We start from the raw sequence: 24,379 nt of genomic DNA, 5'->3' as shown, positions 1-24,379 counted from the left end.
TTTTATTTTTCGCCATTAATACAAAATGTAGTGGAAAGAAAGGCCATATATAAGGTAATATCATGAACTTTTTCCACTTAACCCACTGTTATTTTCTGTAAGTCTGCTATGAAACCAAACAGTAATATCACGAAAATATAACGACGTACAGGAATACCAATGAATGATATAAAAATATATTGTGCAGGTCCTCTTTTTAACAACAAAGAACGAGAAGAAATGCAGGAAATTGCAGATGGGTTAGAAGCAAACGACTTTGATGTTTTTTTACCACATCGTGATGGATTTGAATTTGCGAATTTATCAGATCAGTGCATTTCTTCAAAAAGGAAGATCTCTGATTGATATTGTTTATACCTTGAATCGTTCTAAGAGTACAATTTCACGTGAAATTTATCGCAACTTTTTGAAGATAGATATGATCCCGCTGGAAGTCTTCACTGGTAAACGTGTTGCACTTATTACTTGAATCCAGCCCTCACCATTAAGAACGTGTGCCGTGTCCGGCACACAACAAAAAGCTATACCTGACCGCTATTCCGCTGCGTTCGAAAGAGGACTTATGATAGAAATAATCAGTCATCGATGTTTGTTATATTTGATCGTAATCGGTACGTTGATTACAGTCATGACAACCAGTTGCATATCTCAAGGTGAGAAAAATATGAATGAAGAACAATTATCCGTAGAAAAGCTCTTAACCGAGCCTGATTATGATAGCGAAGGTTTTGTCGACTACATTTACGATGGTCATACCTATAAATTATGGTACGGCAGAATTGGCTCCAGTAATGCAATACCTGCGTTGGTTCTACACGGTGGTCCTGGAGGTAATCATCACAATCTTGTAGCGTTTCAGGCATTGGCTGATGAACGCCCTGTAATCTTCTACGACCAACTGGGGTGTGGGAAATCAGACCGCCCGGATAATTCATCATTGTGGACTGCTGAACGATATTTTGATGAGGTGAAAGCTATTCGGGATGGTCTGAACTTGAAGAAGTATCATTTGATTGGTCATTCATGGGGAACGACTCTAGCTGTTGGATTTGCCGCCAAAAACCCCGCCGGTATATTGTCTATTTCTCTTCATAGTCCGATACTGAGTTTTCCCTATTACATCAATCATATTGCCCCAATACTTAAGCAGGGTTTGAGCGGTCTGAATGGAAAGGCCGGGCAGGTGATTGATGATTATGAGTTGAGGGGGGTAGGGACAAAGAACGACTATGACGAAGCTTGCCTGGAGCTTATGAAGGGGCATGTTACAAATACCTGGCCACTGCCTGAGGCGATGAAGAAATTGATTGCCGCACGAAATCCAGCAATTCACGACATGATGATTGCAAGCGATTCGGAGTTAAATGTGCTGGGAAATCTAAAGACGGTCAACGTAACCTCGCAACTGTCCACGTTGAATATCCCTGTTTTGATGACCTGCGGAAGCGACGATGTGTGTACACCTGCCTATACTAAATGGCAGTCTGGATTTGCCAATAATGCCCAGTATTATATCATACAGGGAAGCGCCCACATGACCCCGGTGGACAAGCCGCTGGAACTCCTCGGGCTGCAACGGGCGTTTTTAAAAGAAGTGGAAAACGTGTCGAACGAATAAGGTTAGATCGTGAGAACGGAGCGAACCAGGATCTGAACCGTTTGTTGGACAAGCCCGGTTCTCTATATATAAAAGAGTTTTTTGAACCACATTCTTTACACTCATAGCGTTGTCTGGCAAATTCCTTGGCTACGACCCCGAAACGCAACATGAGCCTTAATTTTTACAGTGTACAAGGAGCTTATTGCAAGCCCCGTTAACTGGCACAGAAAGACGCAATACCGCCCCCGGAACAGAACGCAGATGATAAAGGTGAAACATTTGAAACAACGCAATCTATTTGGCGAAATTGAGTCTACTACAATCACTATTGAGGAATCAGCCAATCGCTTAGGAGTGTCAACTGCGACGATTCGCAATTGGGTAAAAACGAAATATTTGGAACAGGTAGGAAAAGGAAGGGTCACTCTCGAATCGATAGAGCAGTTTCAGTCTAAAGTTTCTGGAAAGGAAAAGTTGACCCTGCGGGCCAACAAATCTTTAAAAGACTCTCATGACCATGATAAAACTGTAGCAATATTTCTTAAGAAGATTACTTCTTCAATAAGTTCGTCAGATAAAATTGGGATAGAATATGAGGCAAGTTTATCGGACTCCTATCGCAATAAAGAAGGGATCTACTACACACCAGGCCAGGTTGTCTCCGATCTATTAGCAGTGACAAAGGATGATGCCCAAGATGCCTCGTTCTGTGATCCGTGCTGCGGTTCCGGCAACTTTGTTGTTCGCGCAATAGAGTTGGGTTTCAAACCAGAAAACATTTATGGATATGACATTGATCCTGTTGCAGTCGAAATAACAAAAGCGCGAATTTATAATATTACTGGATATAAAAGTGAGAATATCAAGGTGACTGGTTTCTTAGACATAACTGCCAACCCCACTTCACCAAAGTTTGATTACATATACACAAACCCACCATGGGGAAAGAAGATTGCGAAGACCACAAGAGAGAGAATCGCATTAAGACTTGGAGCAGGAAGCAGTATAGACACATGTTCGCTCTTTTTCTTTGCTTGTTTAAAATGTCTTAAAGACGGTGGTGATCTTGGGTTACTTTTACCTGAATCTTTTTTCAATATTGCTATTTTTGAGGATGCGCGGATCAAAGCTCTTCAGCTTTCTATTGAAAGGCTAATTGATTATGGAAAAGTATTCAAAGGTCTCGTAACGAAAGCGCAGGCAATTGTTATTAGAAACAAAGTCCCTGATTATTCCGCAGGAATTTCATGCACAGTCATGGATACTAGTTACAGAAGATCGTTTGATTCATTTTCCTGTAATCCAAAATCAATCTTGAACTTGTATTGTGATGATGAGGACGCTTTTGCGTTGCAACACTTAATGTCAATTCCATACATAACGCTTGAAAAACAAGCGTCTTGGGGATTAGGGATCGTTACCGGAAATAATACGAAATTCATTAAAAATCGTCCAGAAAGTGGCTACATTCCCGTCTACAAAGGTGCTGATATTTTGCGAGACAAATTAAAAGATCCTGGTAGTTTTATACCATCAGATCTAAACCTGTATCAGCAAGTGGCGCCACGTCAGATATACGAAGCTAAAGAAAAATTGATATATAAGTTTATTTCCTCTCGACTTTGTTTTTTTTATGACGATAAGCAGAGATATGTGATTAATAGTGCAAATATTTTAATCCCTGACAAAGCCTTCCCTGTCTTAACTAAAGTGCTCGGTGAACTATTGAGCAGTGATTTTATGAATTGGGTATTTTCAAGCATATTCAACACACACAAAATATTAAGAGGCGACCTGGAGTCACTTCCGGTTCACAGTCAGTTTCTGCAAGACGTATCAAGCTTTGATGAAGCTCGCTATATAGAACAACTTAACATGGAGAAAAAAAGCAATGGAGCTTACCGAATTAAGATATAGAATAATCTCCTCATTTACTGGATCAAAGAGTGATTTAGAAGATATTCTTACGATGGACGAAGAAGACCAATCAATATTTCCTTTTAATGAATACGAACAACTTATATGTAACCTGATTGACAAAGGAGGTATGAGCTATGAGCAGTATATCGAAATACGCACTGAATACATCAGTGAAAACCCAAATCTTTGGATATTTGAAATTTCTGCACCTCGCGGGTTTGGTGAAAAGTTTGCTCAAACTTATGTCCAGGGTAAGTGTTCAAAATTAAAGAAGCCATCAAAAAAATTAGACCCTAATTACTCCGGTGAATATGATCTCTGGCTCGACGGAATTACCATTGAAGTAAAAGCGTCGAGGGGTGTCGATAGCGATAGTGAAGAACCCCTTTACATGAAAGCATTATCACGGGATACAAAAAAGCCATTTTTAATGAACTTCCAGCAGTTGAAGCCACAATGCTGTGATGTATTCATTTGGGTTGCTGTGTTCCGCGATGAAATAGTGTTATGGATAATGAATTCAGCTGAAGTGCTAAACAACCCGCTGTACTCAAAAGGACAGCATCGAGGGAATAAGGGCAATGAAGGCCAGCTTCATGTGAAACATGACAATGTGCATCTTTTAAGTAACTATGAGTTGAAAGGTGACAATATCGAAAAAGCAATTCGAGATGCAGTAAAAAGAAAAAAGCAGCGCAGTCTCATTTAACAACTTCTCAAAACCCCGTGAACAAAAAAAAGAATACAAATATCAGTATATTACGTATTGTACAGGGTTTACCTGAAATTAAAAATTAAACAGGGGATTACTGTTGTTATATCTCTACTCTTCGTATCCTTCGCGGTGAAATTCTTTGTCTTTTTCCATAGCTTTTTGAAGAAGTTACGTTTTTATATAAATGTCCCTGTTTCGCATTTTTAGATCCTTTTTGCGTTGGCAAAAAAAGTCTTTCCGCCGTTCCGTCTTTCACAAAAACACCTTGAAGAAATCTCATCCCCCAACGGACGTCATCAAGTTATGTTGCCCTGTTTTTTCCCTTCTCCTGTCTCCCTTCTCCTGTCTCCTGTCTCCTTTCCCCCTTCTCTACTCCGGCTCCTCCACATCAACCAGCTCAATATCAAAGTAGAGATCCTGCCCGGCAAGCGGGGGGTTGGGATCAAGAACAATTTCTTCCGCCTCCAGTGCCATCACCGTTACAAGAACTGCGCCACCGTGAGGACCCGGCATCTCAAGCTGCTCTCCCGGTTCCGGATCAAGCCCCTCGGGAATTTTCTCACGCGGCAGGCGAAAGATCCTCTCCGGCCGGTGGAGACCGTAGGCCTCTGCCGTCGGGATATGCACTGACTTCTTTTCGCCGATTTCCATCCCGATCACCGCCCCGTCAATACCGGGAATGACCTGTTTCGTACCAACACGAAACTGCAGCGGGTCGCGACAGCGACTGGTATCAAAAACCATGCCGTCCGCCAGCCTGCCAGTATAGTGAATTTCGACCCCGTCACCATTTTTCACAGCCATCACATCCTCCAGAAAGAAGGGGATCTTAAAGAGCAGAGATCAATTCTTCAGAATCCCCATAAAGAAATGCCCGGAACCACTGTGCGGTTGCGAGCATATTCGGGCAGCCTTCCAGACAGGCTCCACACAGTACAATATTACCTCGTTTTACCACTAATACCATTTACATTTTGTATTGGCGGATTTAGAGGCAGGGGGATAGGAAAAAGCAAAAGAATTTCGTGAAGGTACTTATACCGGCTTACCGTTCATCACCGGTATAACTTTGATATCGGAGTCCAGCGCGTACCGCCGAGGATATTTTTTTGACTATAACGAAGAAGATGGGCGATTATTCGATGTTTTCTTTACCGCCAATATTCTCCAGATGCTGGATTATCTCAGATGGGGATAAATTGGCTTTTTCTACATCCCGGGAGGTGCAGAAAAACACAGGGGTTTCAGATTGATATACCAGGATGTCCAAAGACAATGATTTTCAAAATGGTTTTGGTTTAACGATAGCCCGGAATAAAATCAAAAAAATCTTGATAAATCTAAAGAAATTGGATATTTTAGTCGATTAAAATATCCAATTATAGTATACATTTATATGTTTTTGAAACCATCGCATTAACTCTTAAAACAAATATCAGGAGGATTGTATCATGTACAATGTTAGAGAAATTTTGGACGGATTTGTAAATGGATTAGGTGCTTTAGGAGAAACTAATGGAGAGACAGTTGATGCATTTATGGGATTATTAGGTGCTTCATATAAACCAAATGCAATAGATTTGAAAAATAAAGAGTTAATTAGTGTTGCAATTGGATGTTTTACAAGATGTGAATATTGTATCGTATATCACTGCTATAAAGCGTTAGAAGCTGGAGCAAGCAGAGAAGAAATTAATGAAGCGGCTATGGTGGCTGTTGCATTTGGTGGTGGCCCTTCAATGGCATATTCGGGAACTTTACTTAAAGAAAGTTTAGACGAATTTGAAGGAGAATTTGTAAAGGCATAAGGGTCCCATAAATCAATTCTTCAGAGTCCCCATAAAAAAATGCCCGTAACCACACAGTGGTTGCGGGCATTTTCGGGCAGCCTGCCAGACAGGTTTCACACACAAGGATACTATTATTCAAGGAACCCTTTAATTTTAAAATCTTTTTTTAAAGTTTTTTGCCTTTCTCCTGCCTCCCTTTTCCCGTCCCTGCCTTTAAATTCGCCAATAGAAAGTGAAAATGGCATTTAGCGAGGGCATAACTTAATCGGAATAGTATCACCTTATTTTACCAGTGACTGCTCAATATAGGCAACCGTTTCAGGAGCAAGAGCAAGTCCCCGGGCGAGCTGCTGCATATACTGCTGCTCGGCAGCGGTATCCACCTCAATAGTGAGCAGGGAGGCCGCATAGATCTGTGCCGCGAGTTCTGGACGTCCCCCCGCAGAAGCAATCACCGCGTCGAGATTAAGCGGGGCCTGCGCCTCACTGGTGAAAAACTGTTTTTCCTCGTCGGTGAGACCATCATCATCCAGTTTGCCAAGAATACGCTGCATCTCAGTCTTATCCAGTTTACCGTCGGCCTTGGCAGCATTGATCATCGCCTGCACAAGAATCTCTGCCTCGTTGTCGAGATCAGCCTGCTGCGGCTCTTCATAGAGTGCAGCAGGGGTCTGCACCGGAGTCTGTCCGCCCCGCTTCAGTGCGGAGACCGCGAGGGAAGCAAGCAGTGCAAGGGCTCCGCCACCGACCGCGCCCTTTGCCGCGCCTCTACCACCACCGATGAGAGCACCGCCAAGGGCACCGAGACCACTGATGGCGGATTTGTTATTACCAAGATTGCCGAGAACATCACCAATCACACCCCCCAGTCCCCCTTGAGAACTCTGGCTGCCGGAAAGTCCGCTGAGAAGACTGCCCAGCATATCACCGAGGCCACCGCCCTGGAGACCACCGCCCTGGTTAAACATGCCGCCAAGACTGCTCATCAAATCTCCCTCTCCCTCCTTTCCGCCGGTACCGCCCAGAAGACTGCCGAGAACACTGGTGAGACGATTGTTACCGCTGCCAGCCATACCTGACTGAACGAGAGAACCGAGAATATCTGCAAATCCTGCCATTTTTCCCTCCTGTGATAGGAAATTTTTTTTACTCACTCGAAAAATATGGCGGTGAAATTTCACCGCCATTACGCTTCTTACTATTATAAGCGAAACAGAAGGCCTCACAACCACCTGACGAGAAAAATTGAATTACCTGCCAAACAAATTCTCAGGGATTGACGGCCGCATTGTTTTCCCATAAACTTATGGTCAAATTATCTTCTTCAAGGAGTTGCCATGGAACGTATTCTCATTATCTGTCTCTCAGTCGCTATTGGTGTTGGTTTTTACTACTGGACAACACAGGCCATTCGCCGTCCAGGAGCAAAAGAGTATGTCATGAACCATCTCTGGTTCTGCCATCCCAATGCCATTTGTTACTGGCGCACCGCGCTCGCCCTCATCGCCCTGCCGCTCTATTTCCCTCTCCACCTTGAGAACCTCGGTATCATGATCTTCACCTTCGCAGCAGTACTCGACGGAGTAGACGGAGTGGTGGCACGCAACTGCAACCTGGTCACCCCCCAGGGTGAATCACTTGATCCGCTGTGCGACAAACTTACCTATCTGCCAGCGATGCTCGCCTTCGCATACCGCGGTCAACTCTCCATACCCCTTGTGATAACATTGATTGTCATCGAGGTGCTGGGCCAGTTCGGTGCCCGGCCGATGCTGACGCTGTTCAAGATCTCCGGTGCCGCCAACAACTTTGGCAAGATCAAGGCGATGATCTGCTTCGGGCTGGTCATCTTCTGCGCTCTGCGCTCCGCCAACCCGGGGATAAGCAACATGGGTGATGAAATTTTGGTGGCCTGTATTGTGCTGGCAAGTGCTTCCATTGTTTTCAAATTTGTTCCCAACCGGCTCTATGCCGACATCCTCTCCACCCTCAACTTTTCCTGCGGCATTCTCAGCCTCTACTTCGCATCTCAGGGGCATTTCGCTCTGGCGGTCTGTGTAATTATCGCGGGCCAGCTCTTTGACCTCTTTGATGGCCGCATGGCGGAGTTGCACGGCGGCACTCAATACGGTCCCTATCTTGATGACATTGCCGACTTCATCAGCTTCGGCGTCGCACCATCCTACATCATCTCGAGAATCAGCCCGCAATGGTATGGCTGGCTGGTAGCCGTGATCTTCCTCGGGGCGGTTGCCTTCCGTCTCTACCGCTTCGTGGCTGTGGACAAAAAACGCACAGATCTGGCTCCCGGCATCTTCAACGGTCTTCCCAGCCCCGCCGGTGCCCTGCTGGTCCTCGGAGCAGCACTGTTCAAGATTCCCGCCGGCCTGCTGGTCTGCGCTCTCATCTCCGCCGCCCTGATGGTCAGCCACCTGCACTTCGCCCACTTCGGACGAATCATTCTGAAAAGTGTTCCCAAACCGATCTTTTTCAGCCTGAGTGCGGGACTGATTATCATTGTCGCCTTTCTGATCAAGACCCGCAGTGTCAACCTCTTCGGAGCGATGATTCTCGCATCCTGCCTTATCTATCTGGTGGTTGGCAAGCGCCACGCCCTGTAACCAGGCAGGAATGAACAAAGAAAAGTGGCTGGGAAAAGGGAGAAAGGAGACGGGAGACAGGAAAAAGCAAAAGACGGAACAGCGAAAAACTTTTTGCCAACGAATAAAAGCTCTAAACATGCGAATAAAGGCAAAAAACTTAAAAAAAGATTTTAAAATTAAACAGAGAATTGCTGTTGTTCTGTCTTTATTCTTTGCGTTCTCTGGTCAATAAAAATGTGATTGGTGTCAGTCGTTGGCAAGCGCGGCCAGTTCCGCCTCGCCAAACAGCTCCAGCAGATGAACTGCCCGCGCGGGCAACCCCGCCCGACAGAGGGAAGTCTCAAGCTGCATCACGCAACCGGGGCAGGCAGTAGCAACCAGTTCTGCACCGCACTCCTGCACTCCTTCCACCTTTTTTTCTCCAATGAGAAGGCTCTCTTCACTGTGATGAACGGAGAAGGTTCCGCCAAGACCACAACAACGGGACGCCCCTTCCATCTCAACAAAATCGACCCCCGGCAGAGCGGCAAGCAGATGCCTCGGCGGCGCAAGGATACCCCGATTTTTCAAATGACAGGGATCATGCCAGCAGACCTTCTGCCGTTTCACCGCTCTCGGTAACGCGGCCAGCCGTTCGCAGACGCCCTCCTCTTCGAGAAAAACGGTGAAATCCACTACTTTCTTCGCCAGGATGGCGGAATCACCACCCATGGTATGGTAATATTCGCCGATTCCACTGCCGCAGGAAGCACAGGCAGTAATTATATAATCAACGTTGAGGGGCGCGAAGGCCCGCACGTTGGCCGAAGCAAGACGGCTGACCAGCGGACCATCTCCCGAGGAGAGTGCGGGCATCCCGCAGCAGCCCTGCCCCTTCGGTAAATAAACAGTGCAGCCGAGACGGACAAGGACCTCCACCATTTTTTCCCCGATCTGTGGAAAGAGCCAGGTGATGGCGCAACCGGCGAAGAAAGCCACTTTCGGCCTTCCCGGCTGTCCCTCAATCCGTTCCGGCAGGCGGGCAAAAAGGCTCTTCCCCGCCGGAGCGGGCAAAATTCTCTCACCAACAGCTGGCAGCCTGTCCAGCGGAAACCGCAGCCGCAGGCCACTGCTCTCCGGGACTTTCTCCATCATCAGCGGGGCCAGTGCCGCGCCCGCTGCGGCCACACCACGCATCAGGGTTTTACTGCCAAGCAGAGCGGCAACACCAACACCCACAGCGGAAAGGCCAGCCTCTGCTGCCACCTCGCGGCGTATCGCGCCGACAATCTCAGCGGTGGGGACATCATTGGGGCAGCCACAGGTACAGGAGCCACACATCAGACAAAGACTGATATCCTGCCGCGCAGCCGATTCCAGCTCTGCACCCCGTCCGAGTTCTCCCGCCAGCATTGCCGCAGCCACCGCCACTTTACCCCGGGCCACATCCCCCTCACGCCGTCCTGCAGACCACGCCGGACAGTATGCCTGGCAGGCGCCGCATCGTACACATCTCTGTATTGCATCGGCAAAATCTTCGAGAACATTATGTCTGCCAGGAGTTTTCTGCACAAGAACGTTATTCATCATCCCGTCCTCTGAGAAAAATTTTTCCCGGATTGAGGATATTATCAGGATCCAGCGCCCGCTTAAGGGTACGCATGTACGCGATGGTGTCCGGGGAAAGCTCCATATCGAGATAGCGGGCCTTGGCGAGCCCCACTCCGTGCTCGCCGGAGATGGAACCGCGCAGCTCAACAGCTGCCGCAAAGACCTGTTCAATCAACGCGTCCACCCGCGCCTCCATCCCGGCCTCGCGCAGGTCGGTGAGGATATAGACGTGGATATTGCCATCTCCGGCGTGTCCGAAATTGACGATGGGCAGACCAGACTCCACCGACAGTGTCTCAAGACGGCGAATCATCTGCGGGATCTTTGACCGCGGCACCACAATATCCTCGTTGAAACAGTCTGGTGCCTGTTCGCGAACGGCCGGAGAGACCGCCCGCCGCATCTGCCAGATCCGCTCGGATTCCTCCTCCGTCTCCGCCACGACACTGCCAATGACATCCCTGCCGGCAACCACCGCCATCACCCGCGCCGCCTCTCCGTCGAGCCACTCCCGGCAGCCGTCCACCTCAACAATCAACGCTGCACCGCATTCTTCGGGAAGGTCAATCTCTGTTCTGCCGCGAATACAGGCGAGGGTTGCACGGTCCATGAACTCAAGGGTGGCAGGGATAATCCGCGCACTGATAATCGCCGAGACCGACTCCGCCGCCCCGTCGATGGAGGAGAAAAAGAGCAGCATGGTCTTCTTTGCCTCCGGTTTCGGCAGCAGTCGCAGAGTAATCTCCGTGGCAATCCCCAGCGTTCCCTCGCAACCGACAAAGAGACGGGTGAGGTCGAAACCAACCACGTTTTTCAGGGTGCGGCCGCCGGTATGTATAATCTCGCCGGCAGGCGTTACCACCTCAAGGCCGAGCACATAATCACGGGTGACACCGTATTTCACGCAACGGGGCCCGCCTGCACACTCCGCCACATTCCCGCCAATGGTGCTGAACTCTTTTGATGCAGGATCCGGAGGATAGAAGAGACCACGTTTTTCCACCTGTGCCTGCAGCTCAGCAGTAACAACCCCTGGCTGCACCACCGCAAGAAGATTCTCTGTGTCGATTTCCAGAATACGGTTCATGCGTGTGAGCGACAACACGATGCCGCCGTGCACCGCCAGCGCACCACCGGTGAGGCCGCTGCCCGCGCCCCGCGGCACCACCGGCACTTTCAACTCTCCGGCGAGACGCATCACCGCCGCCACCTCCTCAGCACTCTCGGCGTACACCACCGCTTCCGGCAGAAATCGGCCCCGCCCGGCGTCGAACCCATAGATAAGACGATCGGTCTTTGTCGTTGTCACCCGGTTCCTGCCAACAACCGCAGCGAGCCGCCTCTCAAGACTGCTCATGGCAACCTCGGAAAATCTGTTTGGCTCCCGCCGCTCTGCAGCCAACGACCAGCGGCAAATATGCCAATACACGGTAGAATCCTTTCATTCACTCTTTCTCCATTATGCTATTCCCATTAAGTTGTAACCCCATTTCAAGGAGACCCAATCCCGGTTACATCTGCTCTTAATAATTCCGGGAATTGCTACCAGTTTATTCCATATATTACAAATCATTCCACCGTTATCGTTACGTTTATCGTCACCGTGTAGACAAGGCATGCCTTGTCTCTACATCATCGCCGGAATCACTGTTGTACCGATTTTTCACCAATGATGTGTAAGGTCATCGTTATCACCATTGCGACCAATTTTACATCCTGTTTATCCATTCGTAATCACCAAAAAAAGATGTCCACACAGAATCTACCACCCATAACTTTTATATCGGAGTCTGGCGCTTACCTCCAGGGATAATTTTTTGACTGTAACAAAGGAGGTGACCAGGTATTCAATGTTCCCTGGAATTTGAATGCTTGAATACGCCTGATAATTATATTATATTTAGTCTATGAGAAACAACAACGATATTCGACATGGCAGGCATTGTGTCTTTGGCATGCATGTTCACTTGGTCTTCGTGACGAAATATTGTCGCGGAGTATTCACTGCTGAAATGATTGAGGACTTACGTGATATCTTTGCGAAAGTCTGTACCGATTTTGAGGCGGAACTTGTGGAATTTGACGGGGAACATGATCATGTACATTTGCTGGTGAATTATCCGCCGAAGGTTGCGGTATCGGTACTGGTAAACAGCCTGAAAGGTGTGTCGAGCCGGATGATTCGGAAAAAAAGATATGCCGATATCAAGGAAAAATTATGGGACAACGCCTTGTGGTCCCCTTCTTATTTTGCTGGCAGTTGTGGCGGTGCACCAATCAGCATTATTCGCCAGTACATAGAAGAACAGCAGACATCGGAAGAATAAGGGTACGGGAAACTTGAAGGATACGCTGTAAAACCATCTCTTGCAGCAAAACCGCCTCATCGAGCAGAGAAAGCGGTTCTGCTGTTTCTGCTATAGTTTGAATAAGGAGCATTCCATGGAATATATCAACACTGATAAAGCCCCCGCCGCCATTGGCCCCTATGCCCCCGCTGTCCGCGTGGGAAACCTCTGCTTTATTTCCGGCCAGGTACCCTTTCATCCCCAAACCGGCGAAGTCGTCGGAAAAGAGATCAGGGAACAGACCAGACAGGCTCTGACCAATCTCGGGAGTATTCTTGAGGCTGGAAAACTTAAGATCACTGATCTTGCCCAGACAACCATCTATCTCAGCAATATGGATGATTTCAGTGACTTCAACGAAGTTTATGCTGAGTTCATGGGTGCCCACCGCCCCGCCCGCTCCTGCGTCGAGGTCTCCCGGCTGCCACATGATGTTCTGGTGGAAATTACCGCTATTGCGGTAGAAGAGAAATAATACCATTTACATTTTGGCTACCTTGAATATGAACGAAATACAAGATTATTCAAGGTACCCTTTTGTATTGGTGAAAATTCGTGTCCATTCGTGGTTACAAACTGCAAAAGGAACCACGAATGGACACGAATAAACACGAATTATTACTCATTCGTAATCGCCAAAAGAGATGTCCACGCAGTTGCGTTCTCTGGTCAGTAAAAAAGGTAATTGGGATACAAAATAGAACAGCGAAAAAAAATACAAAGAATTTCACCGCGAAGGACACGAAGAACGCAAAGAGTAAAGATACAACAGCAATTCCCTGTTTAATTCAAAAAATCTTTATTCTCAAAGGTTTTTGCCTTCTTTCGCGTGGTTAGCGTATTTCGTTGCCCATTCAGTCTTTGTCTTTCCGTCTTTTGCCTTCCTTCGCGTTTCTTCGCGTTCTTCGCGGTAAAAAATTGTCTTACCGCTTTTCCCTTTCTCCTGTCTCCTTTCCGTCCCGTTTTAATTTCAATGAACTCTTTGTTCTTAAGCTGCGTTGCAGGGGCCGGGAACTGCTGGGAAAAGAATGCAGAAAGCCGGAGTCTCCCTGTGGAGGCCCCGGCTTTCTACATTCTTTATCTGTTCCCGGAGACAGCAGACAACCAAAATCTGCCGCCCGCCAGGAAGTGCAAAAATTCTTCTTTTCTGATTTCCTTAAAAATACCCTACGAAAAGGAACAGTCCTGCAGTGATAAGTGCACCAAGAAAACCATAGGGCATCTGCGTCATGGCATGACGGAAATTATCACAACCAGAGGCCGCCGAACTGAGAATGGTCGCATCTGAGTAGAAACAGATGTGTGAGCCCCATACCCCTGCTGAACACACTGCACCTATAGCCACATAGGGATCAACACCAAGAGATTTCGCCAGCGGAACAACGATGGGGATGGCGATAGCGTACATTCCCCAGCTCAACCCCATGATGAACTCGGTAATCCCGAGGACAATGAAAATGGAGAGCGGCAGTAGCTCCGGCGTCATTACACGTGTCCCGGAATCGATAACATACTGCAGAAAGCCGATCTGTTCGTTGGCGGCGGCAAAGGTCAGTGCGAGAATAACCATCACCAGCGGAAAGAGCATCTGTTTGATCCCGGTAATACAGGTATCAAAAAAAGCCTCCGGCGAGAACAGGTGCTGCGGAATATAGAGCAGAAACATGAAGGCAACGGTGAAGAGAACCCCGGACTGCATATCGATATCGAAATAGATTGTTGAGGCGATCAACACGATAATAGGCAGAAAGAAATTGTAAATCTTTGGATGCTCAGGGGGCTCGAGGGTTACGTCGCCACGGATATCGATCTTGTCAGAGCCTGGAGGTGCAAGAACCCCCGTCTCTGCCGCACGCTGTTCAGCCTTCTTCATCGGCCCGAAAATCGGAATAATACCAACAATCACCAGAGGCACAATGAGGACCGCAGCCCAGGCGTAAAAGTTATAGGGAATAGTTTGAATGAAGAACTTCAGCCCTCCTCCCTCCGGCGCGGCACCGGACTGCTCCAGCAGCGAACCAATATACACAGCCCAGGTGGAGATGGGGATCAGTACACAGACCGGAGCGGCGGTGGAGTCTACGACATAAGCCAGCATCTCCCGGGGGACTTTGTGTTTGTCGGTAATCGGTGACATGCAGGCACCGACAGTCAGGGAGTTAAGATAGTCATCAATAAAGATGACAACTCCGAGCAGCCAGGTCCACAACAGGGTTCCCTTACGGGACTTTGCCCGTTTCGACACCCAGCGGGCAAATGCTTCAGCACCACCGCTGCGCTCAATAAGAGCGATAATAGAACCCATCAGACCACAGACGATAAACAGCCACTGCGTGTCATCGTCGGTCATAACCTTGAGCAGACTTTCGTTCATGGTACCGAAGAAAGCACCCTTGGCGGCCATCATGAAGGCCAGCAGAGAAGCCAGGGTCAGACCTTCAAGAATACGCTTTGTTGCGAGAATAAATGTGAGAAGAAATGCAGCGGGGATACAGCATATCACCCCAAAATCCGCTTTATTATCCGGCGATATGAGAATCGAGATGATAAAAACGAGGGCAATAAGGGAATACTCGAGGATAAATCGGTGTTTAGTCAGCAAAAAGCCCGCAAGATGCGGTGCTTCAACCTGAACATGGGAGTCCTGCCTTACTTTTGTGTTGTTTTCTTTTGCATGGTCCGCCTTTCTTTTTGCCATCAATACGTCTCCTTGAAATGGCGGCATACATACCGCCAGAGGAAGCGGAGCCCCAGAGAAAGGTGTTCTTCTCCGGGACCCCGTTGATCAAGCGATGCTGGCCAGAGTTTCGTCAAGCCGTACCATTACCTCGTCGATCAGTTCATAGGGAATAGTAAGAGCTGGTTCAAGACGGATGGTTTTTGAATTGGTCAGGGTTCCGGCGACGAGCACATTGCGGCTGAAGAGTCCGGAAGCAACTTTGTAACCAGTCTCATCATCCTCAAAGACCATTGCCAGCAGCAAACCACGGCCCCGAATTCCTTTGAGGACTTTCGGGTATTTTTTCTGCATCGCACTGACTTTTTCCAGGATGTATTTCCCTTTTTCCATCGCCTGGTCAGCCAGTTTCTCATCAAGAAGAACGGTAACCGCTGCCAGCGCGGCCGCACAGGCCAGCGGATTGCCACCGGTGGTTGTGGTATGCATGAAGGGATTGGGCTCCATGCACTTCCAGATTTTTGCGGTAGAGAAGAAGCCGGACATCGCCACAACCCCGCCACCAAGAGCCTTGCCGAAACACATGATATCAGGAGCCACATTCCAGTGATCTACACCGAAGATCTTCCCGGTACGGCCAAACCCGGTCTGCACCTCATCGGCGATAAGAAGAACCTTATGGCGGGTACAGATCTCACGCAGTTTCGGCCAGTAATCATCCGGAGGAACAACAGCGCCTGCCTCACCCTGGATTGGCTCGGCAACCACGGCGGCAATGTCCCGTCCAACGGTTTCTGCGAGTTGCAACAATCTTTCCACGGCGTCTGCATCTCCGTAAGGCACATGCTGCACTCCTTCAAGCAGGGGCAGTACGGGTTCGCGAAAGACTGATTTTCCAAGCAGGGAAAGCGCTCCAAGAGACTTGCCATGGAAAGCGCCAATTGTAGAGATGAAACCCTTCTTGCCTGTATAGAGTTTGGCTAGTTTCATCGCTCCGTCCACAGCCTCAGTCCCGGAGTTTGCAAAGAAACCATACTGGATATCACCGGGAGTCAGTTTGGCAATAACCTTGGCAAGCTGGGCACGCAGCGGGTCGAGCATTTCCTGGCTGTACTGAGGGCTGCGATCAAGCTGAGCCTTCACTGCAGCAACAATTTTCGGGTGGCGGATACCCGGTCCATAAAGGCCATAACCACCAAGCATATCGATATATTCACGTCCCATAACATCGCGCAGTATTGATCCCTGGCCATACCAGTCAGTGAGAGCGAAGTCATCGGTTTCGGTAACGGATTTACGATATTCAAGAAAACCCTTGTTGACGTGATTGGCAAAGTTATCCGACACTCCTTCCGCCACCCACCTGCGCTCCGCTTCGCTCAATTTCTCTTCGGGAGTGAGAATTATATCATTCATTTTCTTTGCTTCAGCGTAAGCGGCATCAAGATTGCGCGCTGCAGGATTCTGGTCAGCCATGGGAAATCTCCTTCGGTAAGTGTTTGAATAGACAGCTCTCAAACGATTCGCATGAGAGCTGGTCTCTCGTCGAGCCGGAGCGGAGGCTTCACAGGAAAATCTGAAAGCCAGCGGCAACGCAGAGAAACGATGGTTTTTTTACGACCTGAGTAAAACGGCACTTCAGAAACAATCAATTTCACAGTTTTGTTTTATTTTCTGCCCTAAAAAAAATATCTTCCGAGTAAAATTGGTTTAAATCTATGCTTTTTTTGGGCAGCTGCAGAAACACAGCAGGAAAAAAATCTGCTGAGGATGGAACAGGGACAAAACATACCCCAGAACTAATATTCGTTACAAATATGACATAACAGAAAGTGCCTGTCAAGCGATCATGGCGAATTTCGCTAAAAATCACGCCAATAAATGTAATTTTCGCAGAGAAATGGCGTAATTTAATTACTTTTCCACTGCTATTTTACGTAAAATTACAGCAGAGAGAAGATCATAAAATCATAAAGAAAAAAAACAGAAGCCGGAGTTTCCCTCAGGGAGACTCCGGCTTCTGTTTTTCTTTCTGTGCCTGTGCGGTTGCTGAGCAGGGAGAAACCCCCTCAATCACCAGACGTCCGCGAAACTGTTCCTTAAAAATATCCTACGAAAAGGAACAGTCCTGCAGTGATAAGTGCACCAAGAAAACCATAGGGCATCTGCGTCATGGCATGGCGGAAATTATCACAACCAGAGGCTGCCGAACTGAGAATGGTCGCATCTGAGTAGAAACAGATGTGTGAGCCCCACACCCCTGCTGAACACACTGCGCCTATAGCCACATAGGGATCAACACCGAGAGATTTCGCCAGTGGAACAACGATGGGGATGGCGATAGCGTACATTCCCCAGCTCAACCCCATGATGAACTCGGTAATCCCGAGGACAATGAAAATGGAGAGCGGCAGCAGCTCCGGCGTCATTACACGTGTCCCGGAATCGATAACATACTGCAGAAAGCCGATCTGTTCGTTGGCGGCGGCAAAGGTCAGTGCGAGAATAACCATCACCAGCGGAAAGAGCATCTGTTTGATCCCGGTAATACAGGTATCAAAAAAAGCCTCCGGCGAGAACAGGTGCTGCGGAATATAGAGCAGAAACATGAAGGCAACGGTGAAGAGGACCCCCGACTGCATATCGATATCGAAATAGATTGTTGAGGCTATCAACACGATAATAGGCAGAAAGAAATTGTAAATCTTTGGATGCTCAGGGGGCTCGAGGGTTACGTCGCCACGGATATCGATCTTGTCAGAGCCTGGAGGTGCAAGAACCCCCGTCTCTGCCGCACGCTGTTCAGCCTTCTTCATCGGCCCGAAAATCGGAATAATACCAACAATCACCAGAGGCACAATGAGGACCGCAGCCCAGGCGTAAAAGTTATAGGGAATAGTTTGAATGAAGAACTTCAGCCCTCCTCCCTCCGGCGCGGCACCGGACTGCTCCAGCAGCGAACCAATATACACAGCCCAGGTGGAGATGGGGATCAGTACACAGACCGGAGCGGCGGTGGAGTCTACGACATAGGCCAGCATCTCCCGGGGGACTTTGTGTTTGTCGGTAATCGGTGACATGCAGGCACCGACAGTCAGTGAGTTAAGATAGTCATCAATAAAGATGACAACTCCGAGCAGCCAGGTCCACAACAGGGTTCCCTTACGGGACTTTGCCCGTTTCGATACCCAGCGGGCAAATGCTTCAGCACCACCGCTGCGCTCAATAAGAGCGATAATAGAACCCATCAGACCACAGACGATAAACAGCCACTGCGTGTCATCGTCGGTCATAACCTTGAGCAGACTTTCGTTCATGGTACCGAAGAAAGAGCCCTTGGCAGCCATCATGAAGGCCAGCAGAGAAGCCAGGGTCAGACCTTCAAGAATACGCTTTGTTGCGAGAATAAATGTGAGAAGAAATGCAGCGGGGATACAGCATATCACCCCAAAATCCGCTTTATTATCCGGCGATATGAGAATCGAGATGATAAAAACGAGGGCAATAAGGGAATACTCGACGAAAAATTTGTTCTTTGACAGCAGAAGCCCCATAGGATATGGGGATTCAGGAGAAACTGACGTTTCATCAACTGCCTCATCATTTTCCACTTTTCTTTTAACCATTACCAGTCTCCTTCAGGCAGCAGAGGGGGGATTCCCTCCGCAGGAACAGGAACATCTGAAAAGGCCTTCTCAACGGCCCCAATGATCAGGCGATATCCGCCAGTTTTTCCTCCAGGCATCTGTACTTCTTTACCAGTCAACTCAAATCTCCTTTGGCAGATATTTTGACAGTTGGCTCCTGTATGGAAGCAGGCCTCTTTCCCCGAAATCGGGCTATCACTGGAGTGCCTGAAAAGCGCGTCAGACAGAGGAAAAGGCATTTTCTACAATCAGGCTGCCAGTGTTTATCAACGACAGCCCTTACAGTTTTGTTTTTTTATTCTATTTACCGGAAACATGCAATAAGCAAACTGAAAATCAAATATTCCTTGCATCGATGACACAAAATGACACTCATATCACGAAATTATGGCGAATTTCGATATTTTTCGCATAAATTTGCACTGCTGATGAAAATCTCATTATTATTACATTTGTTTGTCAGGCAAAATGCAGAAAAACTCGACACATTGAGAAGAGAGGAGACGACACAGCGAGAGGAAAAAAGCAAAGAGAATTACTCAGAGCTGTCTTCTGAAGGATGGAGTTCATACTCACCATAGTCGTAGCGTTCTTTCACATACTCAAGAACCATAACCATATCGGTATCCACCACCCCCTCTTCGGCGTTGATATGGTCAATCAGCGCCCTCGCCTCGCTCATGCCTCTAACAAAGAAGGACGCCTCAAAATCTGCGCTGCCAGAGACCCGGGCAACATAGAAAAGTTGTGGCAGTGAAGAGAGGAAAGAACCCACTTCACGGAGATGTTTTATATCTACTTTGAGGCGAATTGTCCCTTCAAGACCGTTGCCCAGTTTGAGTGGATCAACAATGCCGACAATCTGAAAGAAATCACTTTTCAGCAGCTTCTGCAGGCGGTAGCGGACGGTGTTTTCCGACACTCCGCTCAGGCGGGCTATCTCCGTGTTGGACATTCTGCCATTTTTTTGCAGCAGCTTGAGAATAGTGGCGTCCGTTGCATCAATTTTCATACCAGGCATTCCTCGCCCCACAGGGCATTTAAAAGGACATTGGGGAACCTTGAAGCAAAAATCCATCTCCCGAGAAACTCCGAGAGATGGATTTTTCAGGACCTTATCCCTTCAAGGCCGCCAGCACCTTGTCCGGCGTGGCAGGCAGTTCCCGCACCCGCACACCGGTCGCATTGGCGATGGCATTCATGATAGAGGCATGGGGAGAGGAGAGAGGCAACTCGCCCGCTCCGGAGGCCCCGAACGGCCCGTTTTCCCGTGGAGTTTCAAAATATTCCAGTTCAAACTCATCTGGAATATCTGTACTGTAAGGCAGACCACAGCGGAGAAGATCGGTATGTTTGCTCAGATCTTCAAAATTCTCACTGAGAGCAAATCCAACCCCCTGGGCCAGGCCACCCATCATCTGACCATCAACAGAGTTTTTATTGATAACCTTGCCGACATCAATGGCCATGGTCATCTTCTTCACTTCAGTCCTGCCGGTGTTGATGTCAACAACCACCTCGGACATTATCATGCCATACATATACATTGCGATGGGATTACATTGCGAGGTCTTCTCATCAATCATGGTGCAGAATTCAGTGGTGGAGAATTCCCCTTTATAGAGGAGATCTTTTCCTTCAGCCACCATCTCATCGTAACTGAGGAAGCTGCCGTCATCTTTGCGCATGGCGTCAAGCATTTTATCACAGGCGTCTTTCATGGCACTGCCGAAATAGACCTGTCCGCGACTTCCTGCCGAAAGTCCGCCATCCGGAGCGGTGGCTGTATCATTCAAGATAAATTTGATCTTCTCCACGGGGATTCCAAGGGGACGCAGCGCCTCATGAATAATGGTCAGGGTTCCCATGTCGGCCCCCTGCCCGTGATCCTGCCAGCAGTTATAGACCACGACACCGCCGTCCGCCTGAAGTTCAACCCAGGCCTCGGAGGCATCTTCAAAGTCTCCGCCCACAGAGTAGGTGGCAAGGGAGACGCCCACACCGCATTTTTTATCGGCAGTGGAATTCTGCTTCGCCTTTTCCAGAGCCGCCTGATACTTCGGACGCAGCCAGTCAATCATCTCCGGCAGAGAAAACGTCAACGGCGAACAGCCGAGGGGCGTGGTGGAACCAGGCCGATAGACGTTTTTATAACGGAACTCCAGAGGATCCATCCCCATCTTCACCGCCAGCTCATCCACCATGCACTCACTGGCAAACAACGCCTGAGGTGAACCATAGGCACGGAAGGCAGTGCCGTAGGCATGGTTGGTACAGACAAGTCTGCCGTATCCACGAATATTGTCGATATTGTATCCGGCACCAATAAAGCTGTTCCCTTTGAACAAGATCAGGTCACCCCATTCAGAATACGCACCGTGGTCAAAGATATGCTGATACTCCATCGCCTTGATCATTCCATCTTTATCGGCACCCATCTTTATATCAACATGAGTCGGTGACCGTTTCCCGGTATAGGTAATGGTCTGCTTCATATCAAATTCAAGATAACAGGGGCGACCGGTTGCCATGGTGGCCACACCGAGATAGCCTTCATTGGTCGGGCTCAACTTATAGCCGAAGGTACTGCCCATATTATTTTGAATGATGCGCATCTGATCCTGCTTCACCCCGAGTGCTTCATAGAGCATGTCGATATGCAGGAAGAGGCAGATGCTTTTTGACTGGATGGTAAGACGACCCTCCTCGTCATAGTAGGAAAAGCCAACGTCCGGTTCAAGTACGAGGTGAGGCTGACGCGAGGTATAGTAGTGCGCCGCTGCACTGAAGTCTGCGTCCTCCATCAATGGCGCAGTCTCCGCTCCTTTTACCAGGGGCAGTTCATAGTAGGTATTGGGAACACCGGGATGAATCTCGATGGCGTCGTCTGCCATCGCCTCCTGCGCATTCATATAGGCGGGCAGTTCTTCCAGTTCCACCTTTACTTTACTGGCAGCAGCCTTTGCGTGCTCCCCGGTATCGGCGCAAACGATGGCCATGACATCACCATACATGAACACCTTTTTATCACAGATGATGGGGCGGTCGAAGCCATCGCATTTGTTGCCCGGCATCATTGCCATGCCGTTGATACGGTTGGTTCCCTTAACATCCTTTGCCGTAAGAACCCGCTCAACCCCGGGCATCTTCAATGCTTCACTGGTATCAATGGAGAGAATATTGGCATGGGAGACTTCCGCCTGCACCAGTGCGAGCTGGAGGGTCTCCGCCGGCAGCTTCAGACCAAGGTCAGCACCAAAGTCCCAGCGGCCGGTCACCTTGGCCACCGCCGAGGGGCGCGGGGCGTAACTGCCGAGAAGACTCTCGCCCTCTTTGAAGTCCCAGAGCAGATCCTGCACGGTGAGTTCTCCGCGCATCACCTTCGCTGCGGCCATAACGGCATCCACCAGTGGTTTGTAGCCGGTGCAGCGGCAGGCATTCCGTTTCTTTTTAAACCACTCCCGTACCTCTTCCCGGGTAGGATCTGTATTTTCATCAAGCAGCCCTTTGGCTGAAACAATGAATCCCGGGGTACAGACCCCGCACTGCGCCCCGCCATATTTTATCCAGGCTGCCTGCAGAGGGTGGAGATTTTCCGGATCGCCAAGACCCTCAATGGTGATAATATCAGCACCATCGGCAACCGTTTTCATCTTGATCAGGCAGGAGCGTTTCACCTGACCGTCAAGGATAATGGAGCAGAGACCGCACTGTCCCGCCCGGCATCCGACTTTTGTGCCGGTCAGTCCAAGCTGGGAACGAATGACATCCACCAGACGATCTTCGCCATCGACGATGACCATCTGTTTCAAACCATTAACTGTCAGTTCTTTCTTCTGATAAACACGTTGTCTTGTTTCATCTTTTTCTGGAGCTGGACAGCTTTCATGGGTGTCACACATAATCTGTTTTCCTTTGAGTTTGAAGAGGTATTAACGCCCTGGACAGGGCAGCAATTGACAAGCAACAGACAAAACAATTTCTTCCAGACCTGTTACAAATAAAGAAGTTATCGGTAACGAATTAACCAGTTTTCGCAAAAAATTCAAGCGCTTCAAAGATTGACCCGACAAGGTATTCGTGAAAAAAAGCAGAGGCAGCAACCTCAACAACAGGCGGCGGGGAGTGTTCACCATCCGCATAAAAACGGGAAGAGGGAAGATGAGAGAATGCGAAGCAACGGGCAGGACCTCCCGCGTCTGAAGAACTCAGACACGGGAGGAAAAGGAAAAAATCAGGATAACTCTTTGAGACCGGCTTCTATAATACCAAGACCTTTTTGCAGTACATCATCTTCAATGGTCAGCGGCATCAACATACGGATAACATCACCTTTGATCCCGCAGTTAATGACCAGGAGACCATGATCCCAGCAGTATGCAATGAGAGCTTTAACCTTGTCGGGAGCTGGAGTGCCATCGGCATCCTGCATGGTAAAACCACGCATGGAACCAATACCGCGAATCTCCCCGACAATGGAGATATCTTTACACCATTTTTCAATGGTTGCGGTGAGTTTTTTACCAAGCTCAACAGCCTGATCAAGCACATGTTCTTCCTCATAGGCATCAAGTACCGCAAGGGCAGCGGCACAGGCCATCGGGTTGGCCCCATAGGTTCCGCCAAGGCCACCGGGATGTACGGAATCCATGATCTCCGCACGACCGACAACCGCTGACAGCGGCATCCCGACAGCGATACTTTTAGCGGTAGTGATCAAATCCGGTTCTACACCCCAGTTTTCAATAGCGTACATTTTACCAGTGCGACCATATCCACTCTGGATTTCATCAACCACAAAGACAATGCCGTTCTCTTTACAGAAGGCATGCAGTTCTTTGAAATAATTTTTATCTTCCGGAATAATAAAACCACCCTCACCCTGCACCCCTTCAATGACCATACAGGCCACACTTTCGGGATCAATTCCGGTGAGGAAATAGTTTTTCAGTGCGTCCATGTCACCGTAAGGAGCACGATACACCTCGGGGGAATAGGGACCGAAATTCCATTTATAGGGCTTCACTTTGGCGGTCATGGCCATGGTCAAACTGGTACGTCCGTGATAAGCCCTGTCAAAAACAACAACTGCCGGCCGTTTCGTATACGCACGGGCAATCTTCACCGCATTTTCCACGGCCTCGGCACCGGAGTTGACGAAAACAACTTTCTTCGCAAAATTTCCGGGAGTGACTTGAGTAAGTCGCTCAGCCAGCTCAACGGCATTGGCGTAAGGACTGACCATAAAACAGGTATGGGTAAAATTTTCCGCCTGCTCTTTCAGTGCTGCAACGACTTTCGGATGGCTGTGCCCGAGGTTCATGACGCCGATGCCACCAGCGAAATCGATAATTTCATTCCCCTCAACATCTGTGAGAATGGAACCTTTAGCTTTGGCGATAAATGCCCTGGTACTACAGCTGTACCCTTTGGAAAAAACATTCTCGCGAACAGCCTCAATAGCCGCGTTACTGGATGTATCCATTTTA

21 protein-coding genes are annotated in these 24,379 nt (G+C 48.6%); 10 read left to right on the top strand and 11 right to left on the bottom strand.

From position 1 onward, the window contains the following. Positions 1 to 159: 159 nt before the first annotated feature. The 5 genes from JWG39_RS04740 to JWG39_RS04720 all read left to right on the top strand — a co-directional run bounded on the left by JWG39_RS04740 (position 160) and on the right by JWG39_RS04720 (position 4,229). Complete coding sequence (locus JWG39_RS04740) at positions 160 to 345, top strand: TIR domain-containing protein (RefSeq protein ID WP_205218360.1); 186 nt, start codon at positions 160 to 162, stop codon at positions 343 to 345. Further along, positions 260 to 469 (top strand): helix-turn-helix domain-containing protein, encoded by a 210-nt coding sequence (locus JWG39_RS17010; protein WP_369130569.1) that lies wholly within the window; start codon positions 260 to 262, stop codon positions 467 to 469. The genes JWG39_RS04740 and JWG39_RS17010 overlap by 86 nt, the downstream gene beginning before the upstream one ends. Positions 470 to 664: 195 nt before the next feature. Continuing rightward, positions 665 to 1,618: a proline iminopeptidase-family hydrolase gene (locus JWG39_RS04730; protein WP_205218228.1), complete on the top strand. Its 954-nt coding sequence runs from the start codon at positions 665 to 667 to the stop codon at positions 1,616 to 1,618. Between the two features lie 243 nt (positions 1,619 to 1,861). Then, positions 1,862 to 3,517: a TaqI-like C-terminal specificity domain-containing protein gene (locus JWG39_RS04725; protein WP_205218227.1), complete on the top strand. Its 1,656-nt coding sequence runs from the start codon at positions 1,862 to 1,864 to the stop codon at positions 3,515 to 3,517. Then, complete coding sequence (locus tag JWG39_RS04720; protein ID WP_205218226.1) at positions 3,492 to 4,229, top strand: hypothetical protein; 738 nt, start codon at positions 3,492 to 3,494, stop codon at positions 4,227 to 4,229. Before JWG39_RS04725 ends, JWG39_RS04720 begins: the two co-directional genes overlap by 26 nt. A gap of 375 nt (positions 4,230 to 4,604) precedes the next feature. Here JWG39_RS04720 and JWG39_RS04715 read toward each other — a convergent pair whose 3' ends face one another. Beyond that, positions 4,605 to 5,039, bottom strand: coding sequence for an FKBP-type peptidyl-prolyl cis-trans isomerase (locus tag JWG39_RS04715; RefSeq protein WP_240191992.1), 435 nt, complete (start codon positions 5,037 to 5,039; stop codon positions 4,605 to 4,607). A gap of 647 nt (positions 5,040 to 5,686) precedes the next feature. Between JWG39_RS04715 and JWG39_RS04710 the strand changes: the two genes are divergently transcribed. Next, complete coding sequence (locus JWG39_RS04710; RefSeq protein ID WP_205218224.1) at positions 5,687 to 6,043, top strand: carboxymuconolactone decarboxylase family protein; 357 nt, start codon at positions 5,687 to 5,689, stop codon at positions 6,041 to 6,043. Positions 6,044 to 6,306: 263 nt separating this feature from the next. Here JWG39_RS04710 and JWG39_RS04705 read toward each other — a convergent pair whose 3' ends face one another. Next, a complete protein-coding gene (locus JWG39_RS04705) occupies positions 6,307 to 7,143 on the bottom strand; it encodes a tellurite resistance TerB family protein (RefSeq protein WP_205218223.1) in 837 nt (278 codons plus the stop codon). A gap of 219 nt (positions 7,144 to 7,362) precedes the next feature. On the opposite strand from JWG39_RS04705, the gene JWG39_RS04700 reads away from it, so the two are divergent. Next, positions 7,363 to 8,646 (top strand): CDP-alcohol phosphatidyltransferase family protein, encoded by a 1,284-nt coding sequence (locus JWG39_RS04700; protein ID WP_205218222.1) that lies wholly within the window; start codon positions 7,363 to 7,365, stop codon positions 8,644 to 8,646. A gap of 10 nt (positions 8,647 to 8,656) precedes the next feature. Further along, the gene (locus JWG39_RS04695) at positions 8,657 to 8,860 is read left to right on the top strand and encodes a hypothetical protein (RefSeq protein ID WP_205218220.1); all 204 of its coding nucleotides are present in this window, start codon (positions 8,657 to 8,659) and stop codon (positions 8,858 to 8,860) included. A 14-nt stretch (positions 8,861 to 8,874) separates the two neighbouring features. Here the strand turns inward: JWG39_RS04695 and JWG39_RS04690 are convergent, their stop codons facing one another. Together JWG39_RS04690 and JWG39_RS04685 are read right to left on the bottom strand one after the other, a co-directional pair. Next, positions 8,875 to 10,197, bottom strand: coding sequence for a (Fe-S)-binding protein (locus JWG39_RS04690; protein ID WP_205218219.1), 1,323 nt, complete (start codon positions 10,195 to 10,197; stop codon positions 8,875 to 8,877). Further along, positions 10,187 to 11,575: an FAD-binding oxidoreductase gene (locus JWG39_RS04685; protein WP_205218354.1), complete on the bottom strand. Its 1,389-nt coding sequence runs from the start codon at positions 11,573 to 11,575 to the stop codon at positions 10,187 to 10,189. Before JWG39_RS04685 ends, JWG39_RS04690 begins: the two co-directional genes overlap by 11 nt. A gap of 550 nt (positions 11,576 to 12,125) precedes the next feature. On the opposite strand from JWG39_RS04685, the gene tnpA reads away from it, so the two are divergent. Both tnpA and JWG39_RS04675 read left to right on the top strand, forming a co-directional pair. Continuing rightward, positions 12,126 to 12,545, top strand: coding sequence for an IS200/IS605 family transposase (gene tnpA, locus JWG39_RS04680; protein ID WP_205218218.1), 420 nt, complete (start codon positions 12,126 to 12,128; stop codon positions 12,543 to 12,545). Positions 12,546 to 12,660: 115 nt separating this feature from the next. After that, positions 12,661 to 13,041, top strand: coding sequence for a RidA family protein (locus JWG39_RS04675; protein WP_205218217.1), 381 nt, complete (start codon positions 12,661 to 12,663; stop codon positions 13,039 to 13,041). Between the two features lie 681 nt (positions 13,042 to 13,722). On the opposite strand, the gene JWG39_RS04670 is transcribed toward JWG39_RS04675, so the two are convergent. From JWG39_RS04670 to gabT, 7 genes are all read right to left on the bottom strand, one after another. After that, positions 13,723 to 15,264 carry a Na+/H+ antiporter NhaC family protein gene (locus JWG39_RS04670; RefSeq protein ID WP_205218216.1) on the bottom strand — a complete coding sequence of 514 codons (1,542 nt, stop codon included), beginning with the start codon at positions 15,262 to 15,264 and terminating at the stop codon, positions 13,723 to 13,725. 87 nt (positions 15,265 to 15,351) lie between these two features. Further along, entirely contained in the window at positions 15,352 to 16,719 is a 1,368-nt protein-coding gene (locus tag JWG39_RS04665; RefSeq protein ID WP_205218215.1) for a putrescine aminotransferase, read from the bottom strand. Between the two features lie 623 nt (positions 16,720 to 17,342). Then, positions 17,343 to 18,869, bottom strand: coding sequence for a Na+/H+ antiporter NhaC family protein (locus JWG39_RS04660; RefSeq protein ID WP_205218214.1), 1,527 nt, complete (start codon positions 18,867 to 18,869; stop codon positions 17,343 to 17,345). Continuing rightward, a complete protein-coding gene (locus JWG39_RS04655; RefSeq protein WP_205218213.1) occupies positions 18,869 to 19,009 on the bottom strand; it encodes a hypothetical protein in 141 nt (46 codons plus the stop codon). Before JWG39_RS04655 ends, JWG39_RS04660 begins: the two co-directional genes overlap by 1 nt. A 416-nt stretch (positions 19,010 to 19,425) precedes the next feature. Continuing rightward, positions 19,426 to 19,902 carry an Lrp/AsnC family transcriptional regulator gene (locus JWG39_RS04650; protein ID WP_205218212.1) on the bottom strand — a complete coding sequence of 159 codons (477 nt, stop codon included), beginning with the start codon at positions 19,900 to 19,902 and terminating at the stop codon, positions 19,426 to 19,428. A 103-nt stretch (positions 19,903 to 20,005) separates the two neighbouring features. Continuing rightward, complete coding sequence (locus JWG39_RS04645; RefSeq protein WP_205218211.1) at positions 20,006 to 22,792, bottom strand: molybdopterin-dependent aldehyde oxidoreductase; 2,787 nt, start codon at positions 22,790 to 22,792, stop codon at positions 20,006 to 20,008. 332 nt (positions 22,793 to 23,124) lie between these two features. Further along, positions 23,125 to 24,375 carry a 4-aminobutyrate--2-oxoglutarate transaminase gene (gene gabT, locus JWG39_RS04640; RefSeq protein WP_205218210.1) on the bottom strand — a complete coding sequence of 417 codons (1,251 nt, stop codon included), beginning with the start codon at positions 24,373 to 24,375 and terminating at the stop codon, positions 23,125 to 23,127. Between the last annotated feature and the right edge of the window lie 4 nt (positions 24,376 to 24,379).

Source organism: Desulforhopalus vacuolatus (genome assembly GCF_016918505.1).
GTDB lineage: Bacteria > Desulfobacterota > Desulfobulbia > Desulfobulbales > Desulfocapsaceae > Desulforhopalus > Desulforhopalus vacuolatus.
This window is presented reverse-complemented; position numbering and strand designations above follow the sequence as displayed.